Below are 8,298 nucleotides of genomic sequence, written 5' to 3'. Positions count from 1 at the left end.
GGTGGGCGGGGCGGCCGCCGGGTGCGGGGGGGGCGGCGCCCGCGGGGCCGGGCGGGGGGGGCCCGCCCCCCGGGCGCCCCGCCCACGGCCGGTCAGTTGGGGGACGCGGCGTGCTCGGCGCGCCATGCCTCCCACCCCGCCGCCGAGGCCACCTTCGCGTCGTGGATGGCCTTCTGGGCCAGAGCCGACGGTGGGGTGTCCATGCTCCGCATCCAGTTGCGGCCGGCCGTGGCCAGTGCCGCACACACCATCGCCGTCCCGGCCACGCTGAGCAGCGCGCCGATGCCCGTGAGCACGGCGCCGCCGGCCAGCAGCGGGCGGTTGAGCTGGAATCCGTTGAAGAAACTCTCGTTGGTCGCCATGCATCCACCATCGGTGCACTCGGCGGCCCTCGCACGCCGAACTCCTCCGCACGCGGGATCCCTCCGGGTGCGGGAGCCGACCGCGTCCGCGACGCTGGGCCGGAGGGGCCGCCGCGAGGGCCCCGGCCGGCCGGCCCTGGAGGACGCGCGATGGTCGATCTCGAACAAGTCGCCGTGGAGCACGCGGCCCGGGCGGCCGAGAGCCCGCACGGGCGCAGCTCGCACCTGGTGCTGCACGACGGCGTGCTGCGGCAGACCGTGATCGCGCTGACCGCGGGCACCTCGCTGGACGAGCACAACGCGCCCGCCGCCGCCTCCCTCCAGGTGCTGCACGGCCGGGTCTCGCTGACCATCGCCGGCCGGCTCCAGGAGCTGTCGGCGGGCCAGCTGCACCCGGTGCCGCAGGAACGGCACGGACTGCTGGCCCACGTCGACTCGGTGGTGCTGCTGACCGCGGTGACCGTGTAGGCCCGCGCACGGGCCCGGCACACGGTCCACCGCACGCCGGTCCGGGCGTGCGGAATCACCGCACGACCCGAACGACACCGGCACCGAACGGCACCGATCACGGCACCGGCGGTTACGACACCGCCGGCCTCACCAGGGTGTCGTCGACCAGCCGCAGGCCGCGCAGGAAGTCCCGCCCGGTCGGCGACAGCTCGGGCGCGGCCAGCCACTGGCCGACCAGGCCGACGAGCAGCGCCTGGTAGAACATGCCGCGGGCGAGCTCCTCCTCTGTGTCCGGCACCTCTTCGAGCCCCTGGAAGAGGGCGGAGAGACCGAGCCGGCCCTCCTTCTGCGCACTCGCGAGCGCCTCCTGGAGCTGGGGCGCCCGCTCGGTCTGGAGCATCGCCTCGAACTGCGCGGTCCAGAGGCCGCGGTGTTCGGCGAAGGTCTCCTTCACGCCGTCCCAGACCGCGACGAACCGCTCCTCGGGGTCCTCGGAGAGGGCGTAGGCCCGCTCCACGACGGCGCCCAGGGTGCTGCCCCACTCCCCCATGGCCTCGATCAGCGCCGCGTCGAGCAGCGACTCCTTGGAGCCGAAGTGGTAGCCGATGGCGGCCAGGCTGACGCCCGAGGCGTTGGCGATGTCCCGGGCGGTGGTCCGCCCGTAACCCTTGTCCAGCAGGCAGCGCTTGGCGCCGGCGAGCAGGTCTTCACGATTTCCCATGGTCCCAATGTTACGGTCAATCCAGACACATGTCTTGCACGTTCGTCTTGCACGTTGATTTGGACGCATGCGCCAGACAATCGAGTCAGACACATGAGTCAGACAGTCGTTCTAGACAAACGTGCGAGGCGCCTCTACTGTCTTCCCCATGACCGCAACCACCGGCCGCGCAGGCCGTCGCGCTTGGATCGGCCTGGCCGTCCTCCTGCTCCCGACCCTCGTCCTGACCATGGACATGGGCGTGCTCTTCTTCGCCGTCCCGTACATCTCCACCACGCTGGCGCCGAGCGGCACCGAGCAGCTGTGGATCATGGACATGTACTCGTTCCTGCTGGCCGGCCTGCTGATCACGATGGGCTCGCTGGGCGACCGGATCGGCCGCCGCCGGCTGCTGATGACCGGCGCCGCCGGCTTCATCGGCGCCTCCCTGCTCGCCGCCTACGCCGACGGCGCGGGCCAGCTGATAGCCGCCCGCGCCGTGCTGGGCGCCGCCGGGGCGACGGTGATGCCCTCGACGCTCGCGCTGATCCGCAACATGTTCCACGACGCCCGGCAGCGGCAGATCGCCCTCAGCGCCTGGGGCGGCGTCCTCACCACCGGTGCCACCCTCGGGCCCGTCGTCGGCGGGCTCCTGCTGGACCACTTCTGGTGGGGCTCGGTCTTCCTGATCGCCATCCCGGTCATGGCGCTGCTCCTGGTCACCGCCCCGCTGCTGCTGCCCGAGTACCGCTCCCCGCAGAGCGGCCGCTTCGACCTGCTCGGTGCCGGTCTCTCGCTGGCCTCGATCCTGCCGCTGGTCTACGGCGTCAAGACCCTCGCCGTCGACGGCTGGAGCCTGCTCCCCGCGCTGGCCGTCCCGGTCGGCCTGCTGTTCGCCGCCGCCTTCGTCCGGCGCCAGCGCACCGCCGCCAACCCGCTGCTCGACCTGAGCCTGTTCAGGATCCGCGCCTTCAGCGGGGCGATCAGCGTCAACTCCATCGCCATGTTCGCGATGATGGGCTTCACCCTCTTCACCTCGCAGTACCTCCAGCTGGTCAAGGGCATGAGCCCGCTGACCGCCTCGCTCTGGTCGCTCGTCCCCAGCGTGGGCGTCGGCGCCGCGGTCGGCCTCAGCTCGGCGCTCGCCGGGAAGATCCGGCCCGCGGTGATGATGGCCGGCGGCTTCCTGATCGGCGCGGCCGGATTCGCGATGATGACCCAGGTCGGCGCGGACTCCCCGCTCGCCCTCATCCTCACCGCGGCGGGCGTCCTGGCCGCCGGCACCGTCGGCACCATGACCCTCACCGCCGAGATGGTGGTCTCCGCCGCCCCGGCCGAGCGGGCCGGCGCCGCCTCCGCCACCTCCGAGACCGCCGTCGAACTCGGCAGCTCCCTCGGCATCGCCCTGCTCGGCGCGACCGGCGCCGCCGTCTACCGCTTCCGGCTCGACGGCGCCCTGCCGGCCGGCCTCGACGGCGAGGCCGCCCACGCCGCACAGGACACCCTCGGCGGCGCGGTCACCGTCGCGGCGGGCCTGCCCGGCCGGCTCGGCACCGAGCTGCTCGACACCGCCCGCGCCGCCTTCACCGAGGGCCTGCACGTCGCCGCCGTGGTCGGCCTGGTCTTCGCGGTCGGCGCCGCCCTCCTCGCCTACCGCCTGATGTCCCACCTCCCGGCCCGCACCGCCGAGCCCACCGCCTGACCCCGCCCCGCCCCGCGCGTCATCAAGAGCCCCCACCCCGGCCGCCTGCCGTCCCGGGATGGGGGCTCTCGCACGTCCACGGGACTACGCCCCGCGGTAGACGTCCCGTCGGTTCCCCAGGGCCAGGACCCACACGATCAACTGCCCGTCCTCGACCGTGTACACGGCCCGGTAGTCGCCCACCCGCAGCCGCCACCGTGCACTGTGGCCCTGGAACGCCTTGAGGTCGAACCCGGAGGTGTCGCCCCCGTCCAGGGCGCGCTGGAGTTCGGCAAGCCGGTGGAGGAGCCGCACCGCGTCCGGCCGGGGGATCTTGAGCATGTCGCGCTGCGCGTGCGGCGTGAACCTCGTGACGTACCCCACCGCGGTCAGCCGTGGTGGCTGCGGAGCATGGCGGCCATTTCTTCGAGCGAGACCGCTCCTTCGACGCCCTCGGCCTCCGCCTCGTCGGCCAGGCGGTTGAGCCACGCCTCCTCGGCGGACTCCGCCAGCTGCCGCAGACGCCGGTACTCGGCGATGTCGATCACCACGGCCTCCTGCCTGCCGCGTCGCGTGATGATCGTCGGAGTCTCGTCCCTCCTCGCGCGGTCGATGACGTCCGCCAGATGGCTGCGGACCTCTGCCATGGATTCGACTACCGGCTCAGTCATGTCACCAATGTAGTACATGTACATCTTCCGAGAACCCTGCCACCGCCGCAGGAACGCCTGGCAGGCTGCCCGCATGTCGAACAGTGCTGACCACGGCCGGGTGCGGGCGAGTTATGACGTCGTCGCGGAGGAGTACCAGGAGCGGGTGGGGGGCGAGCTGGCGTTCAAGGTGCTGGACCGGGCGCTGCTCGGGGTGGTGGAGGAGGCGGCCGCCGGCGGGGTGGTGGCGGATCTGGGGTGCGGGCCGGGGCACGTGGCGGGGTGGCTGGCGGGGCGCGGGGCGAAGGTGGTGGGGGTCGACCTGTCACCGGTGATGGTGGAGCTGGCGCGGCGGGAGCACCCGGGGGCGGAGTTCCGCGAGGGGGACCTGCTGCGGCTGCCCGCGGCGGACGGGGAGTTCGCCGCCGCGGTCGCCCTCTACTCGGTGATCCACCTCGAACCGGCCGAGCTGCTGCCCGCGTTCGCCGAGATGCGGCGGGTGCTCCAGCCGTCCGGCACCCTGCTGGTCGCGTTCCACCTCGGCACCGAGGTCCGCCGGCTGGACGAGTGGTGGGGGCACCAGGTGGACGTGGACTTCCACTTCCAGGAGCTCGAAACGGTCGCCGGCCTGTTGGCGGAGGCCGGCTTCACCGTCGGGGCGCGCCTGGAGCGGGAGGCGTACCCGGAGGAGGCGCAGACCCGCCGCGGCTACCTGCTGGCCCGCCGGGACTGACGCCCACCGACTCCGGCCGGTGTCGGCCGGAGCCGGACAGTGCCGGACAGCGCCGGACGGGGCCGCCGGCGGACGTCAGCCGGTCGGAGCGGCCGAGCCGAAACGGGCGAGGTAGTGCCAGACCTTCTTGAGGTCCTGCGGGTCGTACCGGCCGGTGCGGACGGCGTCGCCGAGGATGCGCGGGTCGAGGTGGCCGTCCTCGGCCACGGCGAGGCCGAGGGCGACGTACTCGGGGCCGCGGTAGTCGGGGTGGCGGCGCAGCTCGTCCGTGCTCAGGCGGACCCCGGGGTGCCACTCGACCGGGCAGGGGAGGCGGCGGGCCTGTTCCTCGACGGGGGTGCCGCGGTGGCTCGGGTCGAGAACGAGCGCCTCGACGTCGCGGTCGAGCCGGACCTCGCCGTGCACCTGGGCCTCGATGTAGTCGTCGAGGGCGTCGGCGTCGTCGGCTTCGGCGAGCGGGACGAGGCCGTTCCGGTCGGCGACGCCGAAGTCGGACGGTTCGAGGAAGCTGTCGGGGTAGCAGAAGGTGACCCGGGCGAGGGCCGGTCCAGCCAGCCGGAAATGGGCCGAGCCGAAGCGCGGCGCCCCGCCGAGCGGCTTGCGGCGGAAGTTGAGCGCCCCGTACACCGGGCGTTCCTCGGCGGGCGCGTCGTCGTAGGCGCCGCCGAAGATGCGGCTCTCCCAGTGCCAGCGGTCGCCGCCGGGGTGGGCGGTGAGGCCGCCGTTGCTGGTGCCGGTGACGAACTGGGAGCGGTAGACCCCGTCGTCGGCGAGCGCCTCCAGGATCGGCCGGCCCCCGGAGACCCGGTCGGGGTGGAAGTTGAGGGTGACGCGCAGGCCGGGGTCGAGCGGCGGCCCGGAGGCGAGGGCGGCGACGTGCCGGAGGGCGAGTTCCTGGGCGGTGCGGCGCGTGTCGGTGGTCATCGCGGCAGTGTCGCGGACGAAGGCCCTGCGCCGCATCCGGGTTCCGGCCGGGGCCGGGTGACGGGGGCCGGGCCGGCTCCCGGGCTGCGCGGCCGGGCGTCCGCGCCTAGGGTCGACGGCAACGCCGGGCGGAGCTGGAGGGCCGATGCCGCCGTTGGAACCGGAGCCCGGCCCGGATCGCGACCCGGACGGGTGGCAGGACGGGCCGAGCGGGCAGGGCGCCGGCGGTGACGAGCCGGACTACCGCTTCACGCTGGCCAACGAGCGGACCTTCCTCGCCTGGATCCGCACCGCGCTCGGCCTGCTCGCGGGCGGGATCGCCGTGGACCAGCTCACCCCCGACGTCGCCCCCGGGCCGCTGCGGATCGCGCTGGCCGTGGTCTGCGCGCTCGGCGGCGCGCTGCTCGGGGTGACGGCGTACCGGAGGTGGGCGCGGGTGGAGGAGGCGATGCGGGCCGGGGCGCCGCTGCCGCGGACGCATGTCCTGCTGGTGCTGTCGGTGGGGGTGGCGGTGGTGGCCGCCGTGTTCTGTGGTCTGATCGTCGGGTACTCCGGCTGAGGCCCCGGGCGATCCGGGGCCGGCGACCCAGACCCTTAGTGGTCTAGACCACTTTCGAAGGGTCGCCCGCACAACATCTGGTTTTTGACCAGCGTTTCCCGGCCGGTGTATACGTTCGCCGCCACGGCCAGGCATACTGGCCAGGTCGGGCGCTTTGCCCTCCTGTGACTCTAGAGAGAAGGGACCGGTGGCCAGGGATGCTGCGGAACGGTCTTGAGCCCTGGCACCTCCTGGTGGTGCTGGCTGTCGTTGTCCTGCTGTTCGGTTCGAAGAAGCTGCCGGAGATGGCGCGCGGCCTCGGCAAGTCCATGCGCATCCTGAAGGCGGAGACCAAGGCCCTGCGCGAGGACGACGTCCCCGCCGACGCGGCCGCCCAGGGCACCGCGCAGAGCACCGCGGCCCCGCAGCAGCCGGCCGCCGAGCAGGCCCGCCCGGCCGTCACGCCGACCAACATCACCAAGGCCACCGAGACCCCCCGGTCCACCACGGCCTGAGCCCCCGCTCTCCTGACGAAGCCCCCGCCCGAACGGCGGGGGCTTCGTCGTGTTCTGGGCCGACCGCAGCAATCTCGACTGGCTGTCGGTTTTGATCCGTTATCTCCTGGTTTGCATCGACCGGAGAAACGGAGTGCGGGATGCCGATCAACGACCCGGACCAGCCGACCGAGCCCCCCGACCAACCGGCCGGGCCGCCCGGCCGACCCGGGCCCGACGACCAGCCGTCGGCAGGCCCGACCGACCAGCCGCCGGCCGCGCAGCCTCCCTCCGGCGCCGAGCAGCCACCCTCCGGCGCCGAGCAGCCGACCGCCGCGCAACCCGCCCCGGGCGCCGAGCAACCGACCGCCGCGCAACCCGCCCCGGGCGCCGAGCAACCGACCGCCGCGCAGCCCGCCCCCGGCCCCGAGCAGCCGCACGCCGACCAACTGGCCGACCTGCGCGCCCGCCTCGCCGCCGTGGAGGCCCACGACGCCCGGCTGGCAGCGGAGCTGAAGGCGCGACCGCCCGCCCACCACCGGGTCCGCTCCTTCTTCGCGGTCCTGCTGGTGCTGGTCGTCTTCGTCCTGACGCCGCTGAGCCTGGTCGCCTCCTGGACAAAGTCCACGATCACCGACACCGACCGCTACGTCGCCATGATGGCGCCGCTCGCCAAGGACCCCGCCATCCAGGCGGCCGTCACCAACCGGGTGACGGACGAGATCATGAAGCAGATCCCGGTCGAGTCCCTGCTGTCGGACATCGCCCCCGAGGACCGGCCCAAGCTGGACGCCCTGATCTCCAAGCTCAGCGGACCGCTGACCAGCGGGCTCACCGGCTTCGTGCACGGGCAGGTCGAACGGCTGGTGCAGAGCGACGCGTTCGCCACCATCTGGACCACCGTCAACCGGCAGGCCCACGCGGCGATCGACAAGATGCTGACCGGCGAGGGCGGCGGCGCTGTCCAGATCAAGAACAACACCGTGGTGCTCGACCTCGCCCCGGTGATCGACCAGGTGAAGACCCGGCTGGTGGACAACGGGCTGACGGTCGCGGCGAAGATCCCCCAGATCCACACCGACTTCACGCTGGTGAAGTCGGACGCCATCCCCAAGGTCCGCACGGCCTTCCGGCTGCTCGACCTGATCGGCTTCTGGCTGCCCGTCCTCACCGTGCTCCTGGCCATCGCCGCCGTGCTGCTGGCGGTGCGTCGGCGCCGGGCGGCCGTCACCGCGGCGCTGCTCATGGCCGCCGGCGCCCTGGTGCTGGGCATCGGACTCACCGCCTTCCGGGCCATCTACCTGGACAAGCTCCCGGACGGGGTGGACCAGGCGGCCGCCGGAGCGCTGTACGACACGCTGGTCCGGTACCTGCGCTCGGCCGTCCGGGTGGTGGTCGTGCTCGGCCTGCTGGTGGCGCTCGGCGCCTGGATCAGCGGCGCCGGGCGGCGGGCCGGAGCGGTCCGCGGCATGTGGCGGGCCGGCCTCGGCGGGACGCGGCACGCCGCGGAGGGCGCCGGGCTGCGGCTCGGCGCGGTCGGCCGCTTCGTCCACCACAGGAAGTCCTGGCTCGCGTGGGGTTCGGTCGTGGCCGCGGCGGTGGTGTTCGTGCTCTGGAGCTACCCGACACCACTGGTCCTGCTCATCATCGGGCTGGTCCTCGTGGTGGTGCTGGCGATCCTGGAGTTCCTGGACGAACCCGACGGGGGCCAGCAGCCGGCCCATTGACGCCGGGTCCGCCCGGGTCGTCGCCCGGTCGGCGCGCGG

At 73.5% G+C, this 8,298-nt stretch carries 11 protein-coding genes; 6 read left to right on the top strand and 5 right to left on the bottom strand.

All coding sequences use genetic code 11. The annotated features are described in order from the left end of the window. Positions 1 to 92 precede the first annotated feature (92 nt). A complete protein-coding gene (locus ACFC1F_RS12765) occupies positions 93 to 362 on the bottom strand; it encodes a hypothetical protein (RefSeq protein ID WP_376157687.1) in 270 nt (89 codons plus the stop codon). Between the two features lie 150 nt (positions 363 to 512). Between ACFC1F_RS12765 and ACFC1F_RS12760 the strand changes: the two genes are divergently transcribed. Continuing rightward, entirely contained in the window at positions 513 to 830 is a 318-nt protein-coding gene (locus ACFC1F_RS12760; protein ID WP_376157685.1) for a cupin, read from the top strand. 112 nt (positions 831 to 942) lie between these two features. On the opposite strand, the gene ACFC1F_RS12755 is transcribed toward ACFC1F_RS12760, so the two are convergent. Further along, positions 943 to 1,533: a TetR/AcrR family transcriptional regulator gene (locus ACFC1F_RS12755; protein WP_209413728.1), complete on the bottom strand. Its 591-nt coding sequence runs from the start codon at positions 1,531 to 1,533 to the stop codon at positions 943 to 945. Between the two features lie 148 nt (positions 1,534 to 1,681). Between ACFC1F_RS12755 and ACFC1F_RS12750 the strand changes: the two genes are divergently transcribed. Then, positions 1,682 to 3,214 carry an MFS transporter gene (locus tag ACFC1F_RS12750; protein ID WP_376157683.1) on the top strand — a complete coding sequence of 511 codons (1,533 nt, stop codon included), beginning with the start codon at positions 1,682 to 1,684 and terminating at the stop codon, positions 3,212 to 3,214. Positions 3,215 to 3,298: 84 nt separating this feature from the next. On the opposite strand, the gene ACFC1F_RS12745 is transcribed toward ACFC1F_RS12750, so the two are convergent. Continuing rightward, positions 3,299 to 3,577, bottom strand: coding sequence for a type II toxin-antitoxin system RelE/ParE family toxin (locus tag ACFC1F_RS12745; RefSeq protein ID WP_376157682.1), 279 nt, complete (start codon positions 3,575 to 3,577; stop codon positions 3,299 to 3,301). A 5-nt stretch (positions 3,578 to 3,582) separates the two neighbouring features. After that, entirely contained in the window at positions 3,583 to 3,864 is a 282-nt protein-coding gene (locus tag ACFC1F_RS12740; protein WP_376157680.1) for a type II toxin-antitoxin system Phd/YefM family antitoxin, read from the bottom strand. Positions 3,865 to 3,937: 73 nt separating this feature from the next. Between ACFC1F_RS12740 and ACFC1F_RS12735 the strand changes: the two genes are divergently transcribed. Continuing rightward, positions 3,938 to 4,576: a class I SAM-dependent methyltransferase gene (locus ACFC1F_RS12735; protein ID WP_376157678.1), complete on the top strand. Its 639-nt coding sequence runs from the start codon at positions 3,938 to 3,940 to the stop codon at positions 4,574 to 4,576. Positions 4,577 to 4,651: 75 nt separating this feature from the next. On the opposite strand, the gene ACFC1F_RS12730 is transcribed toward ACFC1F_RS12735, so the two are convergent. Beyond that, the gene (locus ACFC1F_RS12730; protein ID WP_376157677.1) at positions 4,652 to 5,500 is read right to left on the bottom strand and encodes a DUF3626 domain-containing protein; all 849 of its coding nucleotides are present in this window, start codon (positions 5,498 to 5,500) and stop codon (positions 4,652 to 4,654) included. Between the two features lie 145 nt (positions 5,501 to 5,645). Here ACFC1F_RS12730 and ACFC1F_RS12725 point away from each other — a divergent pair, with 145 nt between their 5' ends. The 3 genes from ACFC1F_RS12725 to ACFC1F_RS12715 all read left to right on the top strand — a co-directional run bounded on the left by ACFC1F_RS12725 (position 5,646) and on the right by ACFC1F_RS12715 (position 8,259). Further along, positions 5,646 to 6,059 (top strand): YidH family protein, encoded by a 414-nt coding sequence (locus tag ACFC1F_RS12725; RefSeq protein WP_376157676.1) that lies wholly within the window; start codon positions 5,646 to 5,648, stop codon positions 6,057 to 6,059. Between the two features lie 197 nt (positions 6,060 to 6,256). Beyond that, complete coding sequence (gene tatA / locus ACFC1F_RS12720; RefSeq protein WP_209413734.1) at positions 6,257 to 6,553, top strand: Sec-independent protein translocase subunit TatA; 297 nt, start codon at positions 6,257 to 6,259, stop codon at positions 6,551 to 6,553. Positions 6,554 to 6,693: 140 nt separating this feature from the next. Beyond that, a complete protein-coding gene (locus ACFC1F_RS12715) occupies positions 6,694 to 8,259 on the top strand; it encodes a hypothetical protein (protein WP_376157674.1) in 1,566 nt (521 codons plus the stop codon). Positions 8,260 to 8,298: the final 39 nt, after the last annotated feature.

The organism is Kitasatospora sp. NPDC056181 (genome assembly GCF_042266225.1).
In the GTDB taxonomy this organism is placed as follows: Bacteria; Actinomycetota; Actinomycetes; order Streptomycetales; family Streptomycetaceae; genus Kitasatospora.
Note: the sequence above shows the minus strand (reverse complement) of the source record. Positions and strands in the feature narration are given on the sequence as shown.

What these genes read in the sequence shown, in the direction of transcription:
- ACFC1F_RS12765 (WP_376157687.1), bottom strand. Translation starts at nt 362, where the DNA reads ATGGCGACCAACGAGAGTTTCTTCAACGGATTCCAGCTCAACCGCCCG.
- ACFC1F_RS12760 (WP_376157685.1), top strand. Translation starts at nt 513, where the DNA reads ATGGTCGATCTCGAACAAGTCGCCGTGGAGCACGCGGCCCGGGCGGCC.
- ACFC1F_RS12755 (WP_209413728.1), bottom strand. Translation starts at nt 1,533, where the DNA reads ATGGGAAATCGTGAAGACCTGCTCGCCGGCGCCAAGCGCTGCCTGCTG.
- ACFC1F_RS12750 (WP_376157683.1), top strand. Translation starts at nt 1,682, where the DNA reads ATGACCGCAACCACCGGCCGCGCAGGCCGTCGCGCTTGGATCGGCCTG.
- ACFC1F_RS12740 (WP_376157680.1), bottom strand. Translation starts at nt 3,864, where the DNA reads ATGACTGAGCCGGTAGTCGAATCCATGGCAGAGGTCCGCAGCCATCTG.
- ACFC1F_RS12735 (WP_376157678.1), top strand. Translation starts at nt 3,938, where the DNA reads ATGTCGAACAGTGCTGACCACGGCCGGGTGCGGGCGAGTTATGACGTC.
- ACFC1F_RS12730 (WP_376157677.1), bottom strand. Translation starts at nt 5,500, where the DNA reads ATGACCACCGACACGCGCCGCACCGCCCAGGAACTCGCCCTCCGGCAC.
- ACFC1F_RS12725 (WP_376157676.1), top strand. Translation starts at nt 5,646, where the DNA reads ATGCCGCCGTTGGAACCGGAGCCCGGCCCGGATCGCGACCCGGACGGG.
- tatA (WP_209413734.1), top strand. Translation starts at nt 6,257, where the DNA reads ATGCTGCGGAACGGTCTTGAGCCCTGGCACCTCCTGGTGGTGCTGGCT.
- ACFC1F_RS12715 (WP_376157674.1), top strand. Translation starts at nt 6,694, where the DNA reads ATGCCGATCAACGACCCGGACCAGCCGACCGAGCCCCCCGACCAACCG.